Below are 20,161 nucleotides of genomic sequence, written 5' to 3' on the forward strand. Positions count from 1 at the left end.
CGTGACACTGTTCGATTGCGCACATCGTGCGCGCCTTCTGCTCCGGTAGAATCGGCGCATCGCTCTGCGCAAACAATGCACCATCGCTGCACCACGACATTGCCGCGCCAGCTCCCATGCTGCCGGCCGGTGCCAGCGCTATTTCAAAGGAATGAGCATGCAAAGTCTGATCTCGATCGCCGCCGACCTGTCCTGGCCGTTCGCCATCACCCTGGCCTGGGTCGTCGGTGAATTCGGTCACCGCTGGACTGGCCTGCCGCGCATCAGTTTTTATGGCGTGATCGGTTTCATCCTGGCGCAAACCCAGGTCGGCATCCTGCCGCAGACGGACGCCGGCCCCATGCTGGTGCTGGCCGACGTGGCCTTCGGCCTGATCCTGTTCGAGGTCGGCTACCGCATCAACCTGCGCTGGCTGAAGAACAACCCGTGGATCGCCGTCACGGGCCTGGTCGAGTCCTTGCTGACCTTTGCCGTCGTCTACTTCATCGGCATCGAATTCGGCACCACCTCGATGACGGCACTGCTGCTGGCGTCCTTGGCCATGTCCACTTCGCCGGCTACCATCATGCGCGTGATTAACGAGGAACGCAGCTCGGGCCAGGTCACGGAACGCATCGTCCACCTGACGGCGCTCAACTGCGTGCTGGCCGTCTTCACCTTCAACATCATCATCGGCTTCTGGATGTTCCAGAGCTCCACCGACCTGATCGAGGCGACCAGCAGCAGCGCCGCCGTGCTGGCCGCCTCCGTGGCCGCCGGCACCGTCTTCGGCATCGTCGTGCCGGCCATGCTGCGCCGCCTGGGCAACATGGCGCAGGACGCCACCGTGGCCTTCGCGCTGTCGGTGATGCTGCTCGTCGCCCTGACCTACACCACCAGCTTGTCGCCGCTGCTGGCCACCTTGACCTTCGGTCTGGTGGCGCGCCACCGCCGCGTCGCCTTCAGCCAGGCGCAGCGCAACTTCGGCGCGCTCGGCGAACTGCTGACGGTGCTGCTGTTCGTGTACGCCGCCTCGACCCTGGAGTGGGGCAGCGTGACGGCCGGCGCGGCCCTGGCCCTGGCCGTCGTCGGCGGGCGCCTGCTGACGAAAGTCGTCGGCGTGGCCGCGTTCTCGCACGTCAGCGGCATCTCCTGGCGCAAGGGCATCCTGACGGGCGTGGCGCTCACGCCCGTCTCCGTCTTCATCATCCTGCTGCTCGAACACGCGCGCCAGCACGGCGTGAACTTCGGCGACGAATTGAATGCCCTGGCCGCCGTCACGCTGGGCCTGGAACTGGTCGGCCCCGTGCTGGTTCAGCGCGTGCTGATGCTGGCCAAAGAAACCCACGAAATCAAGGAGCGCTAAATGCCGCTGGAACCCTTTGGCCAATCGGCCGCGCTGACTTTCGGCGTCGAACTCGAACTGCAACTGGTGAACCTGTCGGATTACGACTTGACGGCCGCCAGCCCCGACCTGCTGCACCTGCTGGGAAAAAAGCCGTTTCCCGGCAACGTCACGCCGGAAATCACCGAGAGCATGATCGAGATCAACTCGAGCGTGCACACGCATCACGGCCCCCTGCTGGAGCAGCTGCAGGAAATCCGCGATACCCTGGTCACGGCGGGCGACAAGCTCAATATCGGCATCGCGGGCGGCGGCACGCACCCGTTCCAGCAATGGTCGTCGCAAAAGATCTTTTCCAAGCCCCGTTTCCAGGAAATCTCGGAGCTGTACGGCTACCTGGCCAAGCAGTTCACCATCTTCGGCCAGCACGTGCACATCGGCTGCGCCTCGGGCGACGACGCCATGTTCTTGCTGCACTCGCTGAACCGCTATATCCCCCACTTCATCGCCCTGTCGGCCTCCTCGCCCTACGTGCAGGGACGCGATACCCTCTTCGATTCGGCCCGCCTGAATTCCGTGTTCGCCTTCCCCATGAGCGGGCGCGCGCCGTTCACGCTGAGCTGGGAGCAATTCTCCAACGAGTATTTCGCCAAGATGGAGAACACGGGCATCATCAAGAGCATGAAGGATTTTTACTGGGATATCCGTCCCAAGCCGGAATTTGGCACCATCGAACTGCGCGTGTGCGATACGCCGCTGACGGTGGAGCGTGCCGCCGCGCTGGCCGCCTACCTGCAGGCACTGTGCCGCTACCTGCTGGAGCAGAAGGAAGCGCCGCCCGTGGAAGACGACTACCTCGTGTACAACTACAACCGCTTCCAGGCTTGCCGCTTCGGCCTCGATGGGGCCATCACGCACCCGAAAACCTACGAGACGATGTCGCTGCGCGAAGACATCATGACCACCCTGCGCAAGATGGAGCCGCATGCCGAGGCGCTGGGCAGCACGCCCGCCCTGAAGCACCTGTCGGACGTGGCCAAGCAGTGGAGCGACGCGCAATACCTGCGCAAGCAGCACAGCCTGCAGGGCAGCGCCGAGGGCATGGTCGATTCGGCCATCCGCTGCTTCCGGGGCGAACCCATGAATTACTGAGGATGCCTGGCCAAACCTGCTGCGCGTCGGCATAGGCGGCCTGCGATGCTCACCGTACCTGCGTACGGTTGCGCTTCTCAGCCACCTCTCCCTTCCGCTCGCGACGGTTTTGCCAGTCATCGTGTCTTTTACCCCAGCAACGTGGCCCGTTCGCCCCAAGACCTGCACTGCCAGGGTCCGACCCCGGATCTTGCTTTTGGGGTGCAATCAGGCGCCAACGAGGCGCCCAAAAAACCACACCCGCCGCCCCCGTCATTTACAGCCACCTGCCCCGCTTGTTACAATAAGTGAGAATGATTCTTATTACTGCTTAAACCAAGAAACCAGCCCAGCCGGATGGGACAAGCAAGGGGAACGCGATGCCGCTGGCAGAGCCGCTACACCGCCAGGACATCGCGACGCTGTATGCCGACCACCACGGCTGGCTGCAGGGCTGGCTGCGCAAGAAGCTGGGCAGCACGGCCTGCGCGGCCGACATGGCGCAGGATACGTTCCTGCGCCTGCTCGACCGCGAAGACGCCGTCGCCGCGCGCGAGCCGCGCGCCTTTCTCGCCACCGTGGCGCAGCGCGTGCTGTTCAACCATTACCGCCGCCAGAAGCTGGAGCAAGCCTACCTGGACGTGCTGGCGCAGCTGCCTTCCCCGCACGCCCCGTCGCCCGAAGAACGGGCGCTGCTGCTGTCCACCGTATTTGAACTCGACCGCATGCTCGATGGCTTGCCGCCGCCCGTCAAGCGGGCCTTCTTATTGCGCCAGCTCGACGAACTGCCGCAGGAAGACATCGCGCGCCAGCTCGGCATCTCGCTGGCCACCGTGAAACGCCATCTGCAGCGGGCCGGCAGCGCCACGCAGGCGTGGCAGCAGCTGCAACTGCAGCACGAGCACTTGCCGCCCGAGGCGCACGCCACCCTGCTGCGCGCCTGCGTGCAAGCCAATGCGCCACGTCGCGCCGCCGTCAAGACCCTGGCCCTGCTGCTGGCCTGCGGCGCCTCGCTGTACGCGTTCGATCGCCGCAGCCCGTGGCGCAGCTGGACGGCCGACTACCGCACGGGCGTCAACCAGCGCCGCGTGGTGACCCTGGGCGACGGTACGCAGCTCACGCTCAACACGAATACTTCCGTGAATGTCGCCTACAGCGGCGCACAGCGCCGCATTGAACTGCTGGCCGGCGAAATCTTCATCGCCACCGGCAAGGATGCGGCGCAGCGGCCCTTCGTCGTCGGTACGCCGCACGGCACCCTGCAGGCGCTGGGCACGCGCTTCACCGTGCGCCTGCACGATGGCTATGCCAGCGCCGGCGTGCTCGAAGGCGCCATCGCCGTGCTGGCCGATGACGGCAGCCAGCGCCTGATGCTGCATCCCGGCGAAGGGGCGCATTTCGACAGTGACAGCCATCACCGCCAGGCGCTGGCGCCGTATGGAGGCGCCTGGCTCGATGGCATGCTGGTGGCGCGCGACATGCGCCTGGCCGATTTCCTCGCCGAGCTGTCGCGCTACAGCGAAGTCCCGCTGGGCTGCACAGCGGCCATCGCCGGCCTGCGCGTTTCCGGTTCCTATCCGCTGGCCGACGTGGATGCCATCCTCGACGCCGTCAGCGCCAGCCTCCATCTGCGGCGCAATACCGTCACGCGCTTCTGGGGACATCAGGTGGTGCGCATCGAACTGGCGCGGCGCTGACAATATTTTTCGCAAAGTGAGCTGTTTCACCGTGGCCGCGTGACTTGGAAGGCAGGCAGTCTCCATCTTGCGCATCCACGAAAGGTTTTATTCCATGCATCACGCTTCGCGTTCCCTCCTGACCCGTACCATCCTCGCCTGCGCCCTGTCGCAGATCGGCATGGCCCTCACCGTGCCCGCGCTGGTCCAGGCTCAAAACCAGCAAATGCGCGTCTACAGCATCCCAGCCGGCGCGCTGGGCGACGTGCTGACGCGCTTCGGCAGCGACAGCGCCATTTTATTGTCGTTTTCCAGCGAGTCCACGCAAGGCTTGCGCAGCGCCGGCCTGCAAGGCAGCTATGGCGTGCACGATGGTTTCCGCGTGCTGCTGGCCGGTAGCGGGCTGCAAGCCGTGCCGCAGCCGAATGGCGGCTACCTGCTGCAAAAGATCCCCGCCAGCACGAATGCTCCTACGCCGGACAGCCGCGGCGTGGCCATCATGAGCGGCGTCACCGTCGTGGCGGCGGCCGAGCGCAACGCCGCCACCAGCGGCACGGGCAGCTACACGGGCGGTCCCGCCAGCGGCGCCACGGGCCTGGCCTTGAGCCAGCGCGAGACGCCGCAATCGCTGACCATCGTCACGCGCCAGCAGATGGATGACCAGAACAGCAATGCAGTCTCCGACGTCATGAAAAACGTCAACGGCGTGAGCGTGCAAAACTACGACAGCGACCGCTGGAGCTTCCAGGCGCGCGGCTTTGCCGTCACCAATTTCCAGTACGACGGCGTCTCGGCCATCTATGACGGCGTGTACGACTGGGGCACGACCAACAGCGACATGGCCATCTACGACCGCATCGAAGTGCTGAAAGGCGCGACGGGCCTGATGAGCGGCACGGGCGATCCCTCGGCCACCGTCAACATGGTGCGCAAGCGCCCCACCGCCGACTTCGCGGGGGCAGCGACCCTGGGCGCCGGCTCATGGGACAACTACCGCGGCGAAGTCGATGTCTCCGGCCCCCTGAACGCCAGCCGCACGGTGCGCGGCCGCCTCGTGGGGGCTTACCAGGACAAGCATTCCTACCTTGACCGCTACAAGCAGCAGAAATCCGTCGCCTACGGCATCGTCGAGGCGGACCTGACGCCCGTCACCCTGCTGACGGCCGGCTTCACGCACCAGGACTACAAGCCGCGCGGCTCGACCTGGACCGGGTTCCCCGTGCTGTTTTCCGATGGCTCGCGCACGGATTTTCCCACTTCGTGGAATCCGGCCACCGGCTGGAGCCGCCGCGACATGCAGAACACCACCCTGTTCTCGTCGCTGGAACACACGTTTGCCAACGACTGGAAAATCAAGCTAAGCGCCAACCAGCTGCGCAGCAAGCATGACAGCGTGCTCGGTTCGGCCAGCGGCGGCAATCCCGATCCCGTCACGGGCGAGGGCGCGTATTTCTTCATGGGAAAATACAAGGGCGACCGCCGCCAGACGACTGTCAACGTGGACGCCAGCGGCCCGTTTACTGCCTTTGGCCGCCAGCATGAAGCCATGCTTGGCTATTCGTCATCAACGGCGAAGCAGGATGGTCCCGTCTACGAATCGGTCTACCCGCCCGTCGAAGGCAGTTATTTCGACTGGCGCGGCCAGTACGCGGAACCGGCCTTCAAACGCCTGGGCAACGACAACGACAGCACGCGCCAGAGCGGCCTGTATGGCGCCGTACGACTGCATCCCGTCGACGCGCTGTCTCTCATCGTCGGCGCGCGCGTAAGCGACTACAAGCAGGAGCAGGACCGCAGCTTCTTCGACACCGGCACCGCACGCATCACCTCGCGCATCGAGGAGAACAACGTCGTCACGCCGTATGCGGGCGTGGTCTACGATCTCGATAAAACATACTCTCTCTTCGGCAGCTACACGAGCATCTTCGCGCCGCAAAGCAATCGCGACGCGAACCGCCGTTTCCTCTCGCCCGTGCGCGGCAAGGGATTTGAAGCGGGCGTGAAAGCCGAATACTTCGAGGGCAAGGTCAATGCCAGCGCCGCCGTCTTCCAGATCCGCCAGAGCAATGTGGCCAGCTATGTGGGCGAGGTGAATGGCGAGGAGGCGTACAAAGCCATCGATGGCATCACCAGCCGCGGCCTGGAACTGGAAGTGACGGGCGAAGTGGCCAAGGACGTGAAGCTGAGCGCCGGTTACACGTATGCGCATGTGCGCGATGCGGATGGCAAGGACGTCTTTTCCACCATGCTGCAAACCACGCAGCCGGCCCATCTGGTGCGCGTGCAAGGCATCTGGCGCCTGCCCGCCAGCCTGGACAAGGTCACCGTGGGAGGCGGCATCAACTGGCAAAGCAGCTATTTCGGCAAGCTGTGGAATCCGGCCGCCGAAGACTATGCGCGCATAGGCCAGGGCAGCTACGCGCTGATCAACCTGATGGCCCGCTACGAGATCAGCAAGAACACGACTGCCAGCCTGAATGTGAACAACCTGATGGACAAGAAGTACCTGACGGGCCTGGGCCTGTTCGAAACGGGCTTCTACGGCGAACCGCGCAACGTGATGTTCACCTTGCGCACGAAGTTTTAACTGCCTCGGCTAAGCACCATACAGCGCCAGCGCCCAGGCTGGCGGGCGCAGTTCCAGGGCCAGTGGCAAGTAAGCGGTATCGAAGCGCGCCGCCAGCAGGTACACGTTGGCGGCGCCGCCGCGCTCCCATGCGCCCGTAAAACCTTTTTCGCCTGCCGCCGCCCGCTTGCGGTCGAACGGCACGGCACTTTTCGCGAACTCCTCGTGGGTCTTTCTGCCCTGCGCATACGGCGCCAGCCAGGCCATCGCCTCGGCCAGGCGCTGCGCTTCCGGTGCGCCGTACCAGTCATCGCCATGCGCCTGCGCCATCAGCGCCGTCGCCAGCAGCGGCTCCAGGCTGTAGGTGGTGTAATGCAGGGCGTCGCGCTGCTCGAAATCAAATGGCACGCCGCCGGCGCCGATATTGCGCGGCACGTGTGCCAGGAAGCGCTCCTTCGCGCGCGCGATCAGCAGCGCCTCGCCCGTCACATAGGCGGCAGCGGTTCCTATCTTGATGCGGTGGCTATGCCAGTTGTTGCGCGCCGTGGATGGCCCGCCCACCTTGACGGGATCACTCAGGTAGCCCTGCGCCAGGGTGCGGCAAAAGGCGCGCACCTGCTCGCGCTCCACGCCGCTCAAGCGTTCCTGTATCAGGTCAAAGCCCATCAGCATGCTGGCCAGCTCCGTCTCGTCGACGGGGCTGAACGACGGCTGGTAGCCGCTGGTCCAGGCCAGTACCAGTTGGCGCGACGCCTCGAAATGCGCCATCTCGCCCGAGAGGCGCCAGGCCAGCGCCTGCAGCCGCGCCTGGCGCCAGTCTTCCTGCGCCTGCTGGCTTTTTTCGCGTCCGCCCTCTCCCTTCAGCAAGCCGCCCGTGCGCACTTCGGCCATCAGGTGCACGGGCCGCGTCGCATCCTTGCGCGCCGCCTTGACCACCTGTGCCGCGACGACCGGCTCCACGCGCGCCTTGAGCGTGCGGGCTCGGGCGGCCGACGTCAGGGCGAACGCCAGCGCTTCCTCCTGCGGTCGCGGCGCCGCGCGCAAGCCCGCCAGCGGCAGCGCCAGCAGGCCGGCCAGCACCGTGCGCCGGCGCATCAGGTGCGCGCTCAAAACCGCGTCTCCCGTGCCGCGCGCAGGAAGTTATCGAGGATGGGCGTGCAATCGAGCAGCTCGACGCCGCCCGCCGAATGGAACTCCGGGTGCCACTGCAAGCCCATGACGAAGCGTGCCCGCTGGTAGCGGATGGCCTCGACGATATTATCCCCTTGCGAATACGCTTCCACCGTGATGTCGCGCCCCAGGTCCTTGACGGACTGGTGGTGGATGGAGTTGACCAGCGCCTCTCCCGTCTTCGGGAACAGGCCGGCCAGCGACGAGCCTTTCGGGAAGACGATGGTGTGGCGGTGGCGGTCATACAGGTCGTTGACGTGCGAAGTGGCGCCCTCCACGTCCGAGGCGATATCCTGGTACAGGGTACCGCCGAAGCCCACGTTAATGAGTTGGCAACCACGGCAAATCCCCAGCACAGGCTTGCCCGCGTCGACGAATTCGTGCAGCAGTTCCAGTTCGTACAGGTCCCGCGCGCGGTCGCCGCTCCATTCAGGCCGCGTGGCCGTCTCGGAATACGTCTGCGGCGAGACATCGGCGCCGCCTTGCAGCACCAGGCCGTCCAGGTGGCGCGCATAGTGGCGCAGGGTGATGTTACTCGGGTGTAGCAAGCCGCTGGTATTGACGGTCGGGATCATGAACACCAGCACGTCGCGCGACATGACCCACTGGGCAATCGACTCTTCCAGATACTGCAAATTCTTGCTGCGCAGGCCAGTGGCACCCGGCTCGGGGTGGAAAATGCGCGCCGAGATACCGATGCGCAGCGTGCGCCGCATGAAGTCGCGCCCCGCCTTGTCGCGCATGGAGCGGTAGCGCGACGTCAGTACCCGCCAGGCCAGCGCCAGCGGCGTGTCGTTATCCTTCAGGTAGCGGGGTGCCGCGTCGCGCGCACGGTGCTCGTCATCGCTCGCGCGACCGACCCGGTCGGGCCGCGCAGGGGGCGCTGGTTCGCTGGAAGGGGGAATCGGCGGATCTTTTTCGTCTGACATGGCGGGGCTGACTGAAAGCGGAGACGTTTTCAATATAAACCCCTGCTTCCGAAAGCACGATTCAATTTTGTAACAAAAGCGTACTCGCGGGGCATCCGCGCAACACGCGGGTGCGCCTTGCATACAGGCTGTTTACGGGGGAAAGCCGGCTTTTTAGAGAATCTTTACGCCCCCGCTGCTAACCTTGAACGTACCTCAACCACCGCTGCATAGCCGCCATGGAAACCCATTCACGTCTGCATACCCGTCAAGCCCTCCCTCACCGCCATTCCCGCCTGCCCACCTTCCTCATGCATATCACCGTCGACACGGCTTGCCTGGCCCAGCTGCGCCAGCTCGTCGTGCAGACCTGCGGCACGATGCTGTCCTTCATGCGCGTCGAGGCGGTCGACCATGCCGCACGCATGAAGGTATGGCTGTGCGTGACGGAACCGGCCCTGCGCCTGACCATGGATGCCGTCATGCGCCTCTTGCCGGCGGCGGAATTTGGCCGCATCAGCCAGGGGAAATCCGCATGAACCAGTACGCCTGCGACCACGCCATGTCTTCCGCGCGCATCACCGCGCACTTCCAGGGCATCTGGGTGCCCATGGTCACACCGTTTCGCAATGGCGAACTCGATCTCGCGGCGGCCCAGCAGCTGGCCAGCGAACTGGCCGCCAGCGGCATCGATGGCCTGGTGGTCTGCGGCACCACGGGCGAAGCGGCCATGCTGGACGCGCAGGAGCAAACCCTGCTGCTCGACAGCGTGCTCGAAGCCGTCGGCCCCCGCTTCCCCGTCGTCATGGGCGTGGGCGGCAGCGATACGCGCCAGGTCACGGCCACGGTACAGCGCTACCACGACCACCCGCTGGCGGGCCTGCTGATCTCCGCGCCCGCCTATGTACGCCCGTCGCAGGAAGGCATCGTGCGCCACTTCCAGGCCATCGCCGCAGCCACCGACCAGTCCATCGTGCTGTACAACGTGCCGGCGCGCACAGGCGTGCAGATCACGCCAGCCACGGCCGCCCTGCTGGCGCGCGACTCGCATTTCGTCGCCATCAAGGAGGCGGGCGGTTCGCTGCAGCAGTTCGCCGAATTGCTGCTCGAGACGCGCCTGGACGTGCTGTGCGGCGACGATGCGCTGCTGCTGGCCAGCCTGTCGATGGGCGGCCACGGCGCCATGTCGGCCGCCGCCCAGGTGCGTCCCGACCTGTATGCGCAGCTGTACCACCTCGTCAGGCAGGGCCGCCACGGCGCCGCCGGCGCCCTGTTCAAGGCCATGCTGCCTGTCATCCGCCTGCTGTTCGCCGAACCCAATCCCGCGCCCGTCAAGGCGGCGCTGGCCATGCAGGGCAAGGTGCGCGAAGAGCTGCGCTTGCCAATGACGCCCATGTCGGCCGCAGGCCAGGCCGCGCTGGCCGACGCGCTGGAGCAGCTGATGGCGCTGCCCGTGTGGACGGCCGGCGACAAGGAAGAATCTCGCGAAGGCTGCCTGCTGCAGCTGGTGTCCGCCGCCAATATCATGCCAGCCGTGCGCCAAGATGATCATCGCCATCACGGATGATCGGGGAGGAGTGGAAAAATCCATCGTCGCCGGACGGCTGGCCGCCTCGCGCGCGCTGGCCGGACGCAAGGTGCTGCTGCTCGACGCCGATCCGCGCCAGGCAGCCCTGGCACACGCCGGGAAGCTGCGTTCCGGCGCCATGCGTGGCAGCGTAACGGCGCCCAGCCTGATGGCCCGTGCCATCAGCGCCAAGGGCTTGCAGCCGGAACTGGAGCACCTGGTGCACTGCTATCACGACATCGTCATCGACAGCGAAGGCCGCGATTCCATGGGCAGCCGCTCGGCACTGGGTGCCGCGCGCGTGCTGGTGGTGCCGCTGGACGGTACCGTGGACGCCGCCGCACGGACTGGCCTGGCGCGCCGCATCGCCCATGCGCGCAGCGTCAATCCTGCACTGCGCGTGCTGCTGGCGACAGATACGCAGGCGGCGGCCGCGCATGCCCTGGCGGCACGGATACCGGCCGCCCGCGTGGTCGGCCTGGAACAGCTGTATTGCGCCGTTTTCGACAGCCATCACCGCGCGGCATAAGCACTCCGCCGGGTCCGGCCCCGTTCCCGGCACGCAAAAAAAGGCGGCGCATGCGCCGCCTCTTCCCCCATCAATTAAAACGTCTTGCTGAGCGTCAGCTGCAGCGCCGTCTTGCCCATGAATTTGCCATTCACGGGTGAGGCATAGGCGGACTTGCCTGCGTTGGTGCCGATCACGGCCAGCGCACCCGTCACCATGCCGAAATCGCGCGTGACGCCTGCCTTCCAGTCCGTGTAGCCCGACGCGTCATTGTTTTTGACCTTCTGGTGGCCCGCGTGCAGGTTGCCGGTCCAGCCGTTGCCCAGGTCGATATTCGCGCCGATATCCAGGTAGCCGCTGTTCTTGCTGTTGACGATGCCGAACAGGTTGGAGACGGCGTGCGAATACTTGACATAGGCGGGACCATACGACAGCTGGCCGTAGACTTCCTGCGTATCCGCGTCGGCCAGGCCGGCGACATGCTTCAAGCCGTTGTCCGCATACACATACGCCAGCACGCCCACGTCATAGCCAACATCGCCGGTCAACTGGCCCCGCTTGCCCGCATACAGGTCCACTTCCACGTCGCCGCTGCCGCCCGCGTCCTTGGTCCACTTGACGGTGGAGGCCCAGGCGCCCACATACAGGCCCGTCGGGTTGTTGACGTAATCAAAGCCGCCCTGCAGGGCCGGCTTCAAACGCGTCTGCGAGATGCCGCGGTAGCGGTAGTCGGACACGCCGGCCACATTAAAACTGACTTCGTTATCCGGCTTGGCCTCGTCCGCGTGGGCCAGGCTGCCCGTAAAGACGGTGGCGACGGCGAGTGCGAGTAGCATTTTATTCATGGTTTTTTCTTCTTCATGGGTGGTATGGGCCTTTGCCAACATGGCGCAGCTGGCCCGCCGCTGCAAAATTTTGGGTAAAGCATCCCCCTGGCGCGCGCGGCGCCTGTTTTCAAACAGGGGATTAACGGGTGTTAGAGCGGCAGCAACAGCCTGTAGCCGACGGCCGTTTCCGTCAGCAGGTACTGCGGCTGGGCCGGATCGGCTTCCAGCTTCTGGCGCAGATGGCCCATGTAGATGCGCAGATAATGGCCGTTCTCGCTGTTCGATGGCCCCCACACTTCGCGCAGCAGCTGCGGATTGGTGACCACCCTGCCCGCGTTTTTCACCAGTACGGACAGCAAACGGAATTCCGTCGGCGTCATGTGCACCAGCTGCTTGTTGCGCGTCACCAGGCGGTCCTTCAGGTCGACGCGCACGTCGCCGAACTGCACCACGCCATCATCGCTGGCGGCGGGCTGGCGCTGGCGGCGCAGGGTGGCACGCACGCGGGCCAGCAGTTCGCCCACGCCAAACGGCTTGGTCAGGTAATCGTCCGCGCCCGCATCGAGCGCACGGATCTTGTCTTCCTCGTCGACGCGCGCCGAGAGCACGATGATGGGCACGGCCGACCACTTGCGGATGTCGGTGATGAAATCGATGCCGTCGCCATCGGGTAAGCCCAGGTCCAGCACGATCAGGTCGGGCCGGCGCGTGCCGGCATCGATCAGTCCCCGCTGCATGGTGGCCGACTCGAAAATCTGCCAGCCCTCGTCTTCCAGCGCGGAGCGCACGAAACGGCGGATTTGCGGTTCATCCTCGACCAGCAAGGCCGTGGCGGAAGGTTCGTTCATGATGGTTTTCCTGTTTCAAAATCGCTTGCGTCGTCCAGCTCCGCTTCCGGCAAGGCCGGCGGCGTACCCAGCGGCAAGGTAAATACCAGGGCCGCGCCCTGTCCCGGTGCTGGCGGCTGCGCGTGGATGGTGCCGCCATGCGCTTCCACAATGGCGCGGCAGATGGCCAGTCCCAGGCCCACGCCTGGTTTGTTCGATTCGCGCTCGCCGCGCGTGAATTTTTCAAAGATGGCTTCTTCGCGGCCCGGTGGCAGGCCGGGACCATCATCGGCCACCGTCACCTGCAGGAACTGGCCGTGCGTCCTGGCCCCGATGCTGATGGTGCTGCCCGGCGGCGTGTACTTGGCCGCGTTTTCCAGCAGGTTGCACAACACGCGCTCGACCAGCACGGCGTCATAGCGCACCAGCGGCAAGTCCGGCGCCAGCTGCGTCTGTACTTTATGCTGCTGCAATTGCGGACCGCTGGCACGCAGCGCACTGCCCACCACTTCCTCCAGCGCCTGCCATTGCAGGTTCAGGCGCACATTGCCGCTCTCGATGCGCGCCATGTCCAGCAAGTTCGCCACCAGGGCGCTCATGCGCACGGTTTCGGACTGCAGCGAACGGGCCATGTCCAGCTGCGCGGGCGACAAGGCGGGCCGCGACAAGGCCAGCGACTCGGCCAGGCCCACGAGAGACGTCAATGGCGTGCGCAAGTCATGCGACAGGGCTGCCAGCAGCGAATTGCGCAGCCGTTCCGACTCCATCTGCACCAGCGCACCCTGCGCCACCTCGATGTAATGCACGCGTTCGAGGGCGATGGCCGCCAGCGCGGCAAAGGTATCGAGGTGCTGGCGCTGTTCCGGCACCAGCAGCCAGCGTCCATGCTGCGGCGCCTGCAGCGGCAGCAGCGCCAGCACGCCCCGCGTGCGCATGGGCGCGATCAGCGGCAGATAGAAAGTCGGCGAGGCGGGCAAGGTGTCCGTGCCCGTGCCGGCTGCCTGCGCATGGTCGAAGGCCCACTGGGCGATGCCCAAGTCCATCTCCAGCGGCGCCGTTCCGCCATTCGGGGCCTGCAACCGTCCCTCGTCATCGGGCAGCAGCAAGGTGGCGCGCGCGCGGAAGGCACGTTCAATGGCGCTTTTCGTGATGTCGAAAATCTGCTCCGTCTGCAGCACGCCGGACAATTCCCGCGAAAACTCGTACAGGGCGCGCGCGCGGGCTTCGCGGTGCGACGCCACGCGCGCCTGGAAGCGCAGGCCAGCCGTCAAATGCCCGGTAATCAAACCCACGGCCAGCATCACGCCAAACGTGATCACATACTGGAAGTCGCCCACGGCAAAGGAAAAGCGCGGCGGCACAAAGATGAAATCGAAGCAGGCCACACCCACCAGGCTCGCCAGCGCCGCCGGCCCGCGCCCCAGGCGCACGGCCACCAGCACCACCGTCAGCAGGGACAGCATGGCGATATTGGCCAGGTCCAGGTAAGGCTGCAGCGGTACCGAGGCGAGCGCCGTGGCCAGGCTGGCGCCAGCTGCCAGGAGGTAGCGCCAGTGGCGCGAAGCCCGGCGCGGCGGCGGTGCCGCGTCGCCTGCCGCGCGCCGCGCGGGCGCATCGGCCGGCGGCAAGCCCACCTCGATCAGGTCGATATCGGGTGCCAGGCTGGCCATGCGCACAGCCGGCGGTGCCTTCCACAGGCGCACCAGCGCGCCGGCGCAGCCACGCCCGACGATGACTTTCGAGATGTTCGCATTGCGCGCATAGTCGACCACGGCGGCGGCGATGTCGGCGGACGGATTGACGGCCGTGCGCGCACCCAGGTCCTGCGCCAGTTTCAGGGTTTTCAGGATGCGCTCGCGCTCGGTCGCGGGCAGGCGCTGCAAGCGCGGTGTTTCCACGTACAACGCATGCCATTCGGCGTTCAGCTGGCTGGCCAGGCGCGCCGTGCTGCGGATCACGTGTTCGCCCCCCGCGCGCGGCCCCACGCAAGCCAGCAGCGCGGCGCCCGTCTTCCAGACGGGATTGATGGATTTCTCCACGCGATAGGCCTGCACGTCATCCTGCACCCGGTCCGCCGTGCGGCGCAAGGCCAGTTCGCGTAAGGCGATCAAATTCCCCTTGCGGAAAAAATGCTGCGACGCCCTCTCCGCCTGCTGCGCCTGATATACCTTGCCCTGCTTCAGGCGGCGCAGCAGTTCGTCGGCGGGAATATCGACCAGCACCACTTCATCGGCGCGGTCGAACACCGTATCGGGCAAGGTTTCGGCCACGCGCACGCCCGTAATCCCGCCCACCACGTCGTTGAGGCTTTCCAGGTGCTGCACGTTGACGGTCGAGAGCACGTCGATGCCCGCCGCCAGCAATTCCTCGACATCCTGCCAGCGCTTCGGATGGCGTGAACCGGCCACGTTCGAGTGCGCCAGTTCATCCATCAGTATCAGGGGCGGCGCGCGGCGCAGCGCTTCGTCCAGGTCGAACTCGAACAGCGTCTTGCCGCGGTACTCGATCGCCTTGAGGGGCAGCACGGGCAAGCCTTCCAGCAGGGCTGCCGTATCCTGGCGCCCATGCGTCTCCACCACGCCCACCAGCAAAGCCTGGCCATCGGCCAGCAACTTGCGGGCGGCGGCCAGCATCGCGTAGGTCTTGCCCACGCCGGCCGAGGCGCCGAAATAAATGCGCAGCCTGCCGCGCGCGGCTTTCTTTTCCTGCGCCTGCACCTGCGCCAGCAGGGCATCAGGGTCGGGGCGTTGGCTGTCGTTGGGAAGCATGGATCTCTTTTAAGGTCAACATTGGGGGCAAAACCGGCGGCTTTGCCCCGACATCATCTTACTTCTGCGCCGCATCGAGCGCCAGATTCAGTTCCAGCACATTCACGCGCGCTTCGCCGAAAAAGCCGATATATGCGGTTTTCTGTACCTTGGCGATGGCATTTTCCACCTGCGCCAGCGGCATGGCGCGCACGCGGGCCACGCGCGGCGCCTGGTACAGGGCGCCTGCCAGGCTGATTTCCGGGTCCAGACCGCTGCCCGACGCCGTCACCAGATCGACGGGAATGGGGTTGCGGTTGCCCGGGTCGGCCGCCTGCAGGGCCGCGATGCGCGCCTTGACAGCGTCCACCAGGGCCGGATTCGTCGGCCCCAGGTTGGAACCGCCCGAACCGGCGCCATTATTGGCCATCGGCGCGGTGGCCGATGGGCGGCCCCAGAAGTACTTGGGCGAGGTGAAGGATTGGCCGATCAGCGTCGAGCCGACGGGCTTGCCAGCCCGCTCGACGATGCTGCCATTGGCTTCGTCATGGAAAGCCAGCTGGCCGATACCGGCCGTGGCAAACGGATAGACGACGCCGCAGATCACGGTCAGCGCGGCAAACAGGACCAGGGCGGGACGTACGATGGTGCTCATGATGGTTCCTTTAGACGAGATTGAGTGCGGACAGCAGCATGTCGATCAGCTTGATGCCGATGAAGGGCAGGATGATCCCGCCCACGCCATAGATCAGCAAGTTGCGGCGCAACAGCATGGCCGCGCCGATGGCCCGGTATTGCACGCCTTTCAAGGCCAGCGGAATCAGCACGACGATGATCAAGGCATTGAAGATCACGGCCGACATGATGGCCGAGGCGGGACTGGCCAGCTGCATGATGTCGAGCGCCTTCAGTTGCGGATAGGTGCCCACGAAGGCGGCCGGGATGATGGCGAAGTACTTGGCGATGTCGTTCGAGATCGAGAACGTCGTCAGCGAACCGCGCGTCATCAGCATCTGCTTGCCGATTTCGACGATTTCCAGCAGCTTGGTGGGGTTCGAATCGAGGTCCACCATATTGCCCGCCTCCTTGGCCGCCTGCGTGCCCGAGTTCATCGCCACGGCCACGTCAGCCTGGGCCAGCGCCGGCGCGTCGTTGGTGCCGTCACCCGTCATCGCCACCAGCCGGCCTTCGGACTGGTAGCTGCGGATGAGTTTCAGCTTGTCTTCCGGCGTCGCCTCGGCGAGGAAGTCGTCCACGCCCGCCTCGGCGGCGATGGCCGCCGCCGTCAGCTTGTTGTCGCCCGTGATCATGACGGTCTTGATGCCCATGCGGCGCAGTTCCGCAAAGCGTTCCTTGATGCCGCCCTTGACGATGTCCTTCAGCTCCACGGCGCCCATGACGCGGCCATCGTCGACCACCACCAGCGGCGTGCTGCCGCGGCGGGCGATATCGTCGACGGCGCGCGCCACGTCGTCCGGATACGGCTGGCCCAGCGCTTCCACGTATTTTTTCATGGAGTCGGCCGCGCCCTTGCGCAGCTGGCGCACCTGCTGTTCGCCGGGAATGTCCACGCCGCTCATGCGCGTCTGTGCCGTGAAGGGCACGAAGGTGGCGTGCAGGTTGCCCATCTCGCGCTCGCGGATATTGAACTTCTGCTTGGCCAGCACGACGATGCTGCGCCCTTCCGGCGTTTCATCGGCCAGGGAAGCCAGCTGCGCCGCGTCGGCCAGCTGCTGCTCCGTCACGCCGGGCGCCGGCACGAAGCTCGACGCCTGGCGGTTGCCCAGGGTGATGGTGCCGGTTTTATCGAGCAGCAGTACGTCGACGTCGCCGGCCGCCTCCACGGCGCGTCCCGACGTGGCGATCACGTTGGCCTGCATCATGCGGCTCATGCCGGCCACGCCGATGGCCGACAGCAGGCCGCCGATGGTGGTCGGAATCAGGCACACGAGCAGCGCGATCAGCACGGTGATGGTCACCGGCGTGCCACTGCCGGCCGCCGCCACGGAAAACAGCGAATACGGCAGCAGGGTCACGGTGACGATCAGGAAGACGATGGACAGGGCCACGAGCAGGATCGTCAGGGCGATTTCATTCGGCGTCTTCTGGCGCTTGGCGCCTTCGACCATGGCGATCATGCGGTCGATGAAGGCTTCGCCCGGGTTGACGGAAACGCGCACCAGCAGCCAGTCCGACAGCACGCGGGTGCCGCCCGTCACGGCGGAAAAGTCGCCGCCCGACTCGCGGATGACTGGCGCCGATTCGCCCGTAATGGCGCTTTCATCGACGGAAGCCACGCCGGCCGTCACTTCGCCGTCGGCGGGAATCACGTCGCCCGCTTCGACCAGCACCGTCATGCCCTTGCGCAAATCGGTGGCCGGCGTGGGCAGCCAGGAGGTGCCGTACTTCGGCGTCTGCATTTTCTTTGCCATCACCGTCTGCTTCAAGGCGCGCAGGGAAGCCGCCTGCGCCTTGCTGCGGCCCTCGGCCAGCGCTTCGGCGAAATTCGCGAACAGCACGGTAAACCATAGCCAGACGGCGACGGCGACGATGAAGCCGAACGGCGCCTCGCCCTGGCCATTCAGGGCCTGGATGGCCAGCAGGGTCGTGATGATGCTGCCCACGTAGACGACGAACATCACGGGGCTGCGCCACTGCGTGCGGGGGTCGAGTTTTTTGAACGCATCGACGACGGCGGGGCCGATCAGTGCGGAATCGAACAAGGTCAGGCTTGTGCGTGACATTTTATTGGCCTCGGGTGAAAAGTTGCAGGTGTTCGACGATCGGGCCCAGGGCCAGCGCGGGAACGTAATTGAGCACGCCGACCAGCACGACAACACCGATCAGCAGGCCGATGAACATGGGGCCATGCGTGGGCATGGTGCCGGCATTGGCCGACAGGCGCTGCTTGCCCGCCAGCGAACCGGCCACCGCCAGCACGGGCACGATGACGGCGAAACGACCGAACCACATGGCGATCGCCAGCATCACGTTGTAGAACGGCGTGTTGGCGGACAGGCCGGCAAATGCGCTGCCGTTGTTGTTGGCGGCCGAGGTGAAGGCATACAGGATTTCAGAGAAACCATGCGCGCCCGGATTGGCCACGCCCACCGTTCCCGGCTCCACCATCACGGCGATCGCCGTACCCGTCAGCACCAGGGCCGGCGTCACCAGGATGGCCAACGAGACCATCTTCATTTCATAGGCCTGGATTTTCTTGCCCAGGTATTCCGGCGTGCGGCCTATCATCAGGCCGGCGATGAAGACAGCCAGGATGGCGAACATCAGCATGCCGTACAGGCCCGTGCCCACGCCGCCGAAGATCACTTCGCCGAACTGCATCAGCAGTAGCGGCACCATGCCGCCCAAGGGCATGTAGGAATCGTGCATGGAGTTGACGGCGCCACACGATGCCGCCGTCGTCACTGCCGCGAACAAGGTCGAGGAGCTGATGCCGAAGCGCGTTTCCTTGCCTTCCATATTGCCGCCCGCTTGCAGGCTGCTGGCCTGCTGGTCCACGCCCAACGCCTGCAGGGCAGGATTGGCTTGCTGCTCGGCGCTCATCACGCCCGCCGTCATGACGACAAAGATCAGCGTCATGGCGGCCAGCACGGCCCAGCCCTGGCGCATGTCGCCCGCCATGCTGCCAAAAGTGAAGCACAGGCCGGCGGGAATGAGGAAGATGGCCAGCATCTGCAGGAAGTTCGACAGCGCGGTGGGATTTTCATACGGGTGGGCGGAGTTGGCATTGAAGAAGCCGCCGCCATTCGTTCCCAGCAGCTTGATCGATTCCTGCGAGGCGACGGGGCCCATGGCGATGGTCTGCGTGGTTGCCACTTGCGCCTCCATCACGGGCTTGCCTGCCGCATCGAGCACGGCTTGGCCATCGGCCGCGACCTTCGGCGTTTCATACGCCACCTGGTCGAGCAGGGTCACTTCCTTGTACGGCGAAAAATTCTGGATCATGCCTTCGCCCATGAAGACCACAGACAGGGCCAGGGACAGCGGCAGCAGGATATACAGCGTGGAGCGCACCAGGTCGACCCAAAAGTTGCCGATCGATTTGCCCGAGCGCGAGGCAAAGCCGCGCACCAGCGCAAAGATCACGGCGATGCCGGTGGCGGCCGAGAAGAAATTCTGGCACGCCATGCCCAGCATCTGCGTCAGGTAGCTCATGGTCTGTTCTCCGCCGTAGCCCTGCCAGTTGGTGTTGGCGACGAAGCTGATGGTGGTATTGAACGAGGAATCGGGGCTGACGGCGCCGAGTCCCTGTGGATTCAAGGGCAAGAAGCCCTGCAGGCGCTGCAGGCCGTAGACAAAGAAGGCGCCCACGGTATTGAAGACGATCAGGGCAATCGCATAGCTTTTCCAGCCCATGGCCTTGTCGGCGGGCAGGCCGGACCAGCGGTACAGCAGGTTTTCCAGCTTTTGCAGCCAGCCCAGCCCGCGCACGGGCGCATCGCCGGCCACCTTCGCCATGTACAGGCCCAGCGGGTAAGCGCCCGCCAGCAGCACGGCCAGGAAAGCGGCCAGCAGGAGTATCGATTGCGTCGTCATCACAGTTCCTCCGCCTTCAGCAGCGCCACCAGCAGGTACACGAGCAGGCCGGCCGAGACGACGGCGCCCAGCACATAAAAGGCATTCATTTGACGCTCCCCAGTTTGTCGCAGGCCACGGCAAAGCCGGCCACCACGACGAAAAAAACGGCAATCAAGCCGAGATACACGATGTCCATTCCCACCCTCATACAGGTTTGTTTTGATAGTGAGCAGATTAGCCAAAAGGGTCTAAAAAATTCGTAAAGACTGGGGAGGCGGCTGTAAACAAGATGTAAAAATGGCGGCTTTACCGCATAAAATCCTTCACAATTGGCGCCAAACCGCGCGCATGGCGCACCGTTGTTGCCCCGG

At 65.2% G+C, this 20,161-nt stretch carries 16 protein-coding genes and 1 pseudogene; 8 read left to right on the top strand and 9 right to left on the bottom strand.

What is annotated here, in order from left to right; translation table 11 throughout:
• Positions 1–157: 157 nt before the first annotated feature.
• The 5 genes and pseudogenes from EBS11_RS05130 to EBS11_RS05150 all read left to right on the top strand — a co-directional run bounded on the left by EBS11_RS05130 (position 158) and on the right by EBS11_RS05150 (position 6,718).
• Complete coding sequence (locus EBS11_RS05130) at positions 158–1,345, top strand: cation:proton antiporter (RefSeq protein ID WP_290601026.1); 1,188 nt, start codon at positions 158–160, stop codon at positions 1,343–1,345.
• Positions 1,346–2,476: a YbdK family carboxylate-amine ligase gene (locus EBS11_RS05135; RefSeq protein ID WP_290601027.1), complete on the top strand. Its 1,131-nt coding sequence runs from the start codon at positions 1,346–1,348 to the stop codon at positions 2,474–2,476.
• A gap of 359 nt (positions 2,477–2,835) precedes the next feature.
• Positions 2,836–3,315: pseudogene (locus EBS11_RS05140) on the top strand (sigma-70 family RNA polymerase sigma factor); the annotation flags it as partial.
• A gap of 84 nt (positions 3,316–3,399) precedes the next feature.
• The gene (locus EBS11_RS05145) at positions 3,400–4,152 is read left to right on the top strand and encodes a FecR domain-containing protein (RefSeq protein WP_290601055.1); all 753 of its coding nucleotides are present in this window, start codon (positions 3,400–3,402) and stop codon (positions 4,150–4,152) included.
• Between the two features lie 94 nt (positions 4,153–4,246).
• Entirely contained in the window at positions 4,247–6,718 is a 2,472-nt protein-coding gene (locus EBS11_RS05150) for a TonB-dependent receptor (protein ID WP_290601028.1), read from the top strand.
• A 9-nt stretch (positions 6,719–6,727) separates the two neighbouring features.
• On the opposite strand, the gene EBS11_RS05155 is transcribed toward EBS11_RS05150, so the two are convergent.
• The gene (locus EBS11_RS05155) at positions 6,728–7,807 is read right to left on the bottom strand and encodes an alginate lyase family protein (RefSeq protein WP_290601029.1); all 1,080 of its coding nucleotides are present in this window, start codon (positions 7,805–7,807) and stop codon (positions 6,728–6,730) included.
• Positions 7,804–8,796, bottom strand: a complete 993-nt coding sequence (locus EBS11_RS05160; protein ID WP_290601030.1) for a type 1 glutamine amidotransferase — start codon at positions 8,794–8,796, stop codon at positions 7,804–7,806. The genes EBS11_RS05155 and EBS11_RS05160 overlap by 4 nt, the downstream gene beginning before the upstream one ends.
• A gap of 218 nt (positions 8,797–9,014) precedes the next feature.
• Between EBS11_RS05160 and EBS11_RS05165 the strand changes: the two genes are divergently transcribed.
• The 3 genes from EBS11_RS05165 to EBS11_RS05175 are packed head-to-tail and all read left to right on the top strand — an operon-like array spanning position 9,015 to position 10,871.
• On the top strand, positions 9,015–9,314 hold the full coding sequence (locus EBS11_RS05165) for a hypothetical protein (protein WP_290601032.1): 300 nt from the start codon (positions 9,015–9,017) through the stop codon (positions 9,312–9,314).
• Entirely contained in the window at positions 9,311–10,342 is a 1,032-nt protein-coding gene (dapA, locus tag EBS11_RS05170) for a 4-hydroxy-tetrahydrodipicolinate synthase (RefSeq protein ID WP_290601033.1), read from the top strand. Before EBS11_RS05165 ends, dapA begins: the two co-directional genes overlap by 4 nt.
• A complete protein-coding gene (locus EBS11_RS05175; protein ID WP_290601034.1) occupies positions 10,320–10,871 on the top strand; it encodes a ParA family protein in 552 nt (183 codons plus the stop codon). Before dapA ends, EBS11_RS05175 begins: the two co-directional genes overlap by 23 nt.
• Positions 10,872–10,945: 74 nt before the next feature.
• Here EBS11_RS05175 and EBS11_RS05180 read toward each other — a convergent pair whose 3' ends face one another.
• From EBS11_RS05180 to kdpF, 7 genes are all read right to left on the bottom strand, one after another.
• Positions 10,946–11,695 carry a TorF family putative porin gene (locus EBS11_RS05180; protein WP_290601035.1) on the bottom strand — a complete coding sequence of 250 codons (750 nt, stop codon included), beginning with the start codon at positions 11,693–11,695 and terminating at the stop codon, positions 10,946–10,948.
• A 131-nt stretch (positions 11,696–11,826) separates the two neighbouring features.
• On the bottom strand, positions 11,827–12,525 hold the full coding sequence (gene kdpE, locus EBS11_RS05185) for a two-component system response regulator KdpE (protein WP_290601036.1): 699 nt from the start codon (positions 12,523–12,525) through the stop codon (positions 11,827–11,829).
• Positions 12,522–15,272, bottom strand: a complete 2,751-nt coding sequence (locus EBS11_RS05190; RefSeq protein WP_290601037.1) for a DUF4118 domain-containing protein — start codon at positions 15,270–15,272, stop codon at positions 12,522–12,524. Before EBS11_RS05190 ends, kdpE begins: the two co-directional genes overlap by 4 nt.
• Positions 15,273–15,330: 58 nt before the next feature.
• Positions 15,331–15,906: a potassium-transporting ATPase subunit KdpC gene (gene kdpC, locus EBS11_RS05195; protein WP_290601038.1), complete on the bottom strand. Its 576-nt coding sequence runs from the start codon at positions 15,904–15,906 to the stop codon at positions 15,331–15,333.
• A gap of 10 nt (positions 15,907–15,916) precedes the next feature.
• Positions 15,917–17,995 carry a potassium-transporting ATPase subunit KdpB gene (gene kdpB / locus EBS11_RS05200; protein ID WP_290601040.1) on the bottom strand — a complete coding sequence of 693 codons (2,079 nt, stop codon included), beginning with the start codon at positions 17,993–17,995 and terminating at the stop codon, positions 15,917–15,919.
• Between the two features lies 1 nt (position 17,996).
• Positions 17,997–19,808: a potassium-transporting ATPase subunit KdpA gene (gene kdpA, locus EBS11_RS05205; protein ID WP_290601042.1), complete on the bottom strand. Its 1,812-nt coding sequence runs from the start codon at positions 19,806–19,808 to the stop codon at positions 17,997–17,999.
• The gene (gene kdpF, locus EBS11_RS05210; RefSeq protein ID WP_034746483.1) at positions 19,808–19,897 is read right to left on the bottom strand and encodes a K(+)-transporting ATPase subunit F; all 90 of its coding nucleotides are present in this window, start codon (positions 19,895–19,897) and stop codon (positions 19,808–19,810) included. The genes kdpA and kdpF overlap by 1 nt, the downstream gene beginning before the upstream one ends.
• Between the last annotated feature and the right edge of the window lie 264 nt (positions 19,898–20,161).

Source organism: Janthinobacterium sp., from assembly GCF_009923995.1.
GTDB lineage: Bacteria > Pseudomonadota > Gammaproteobacteria > Burkholderiales > Burkholderiaceae_D > Janthinobacterium.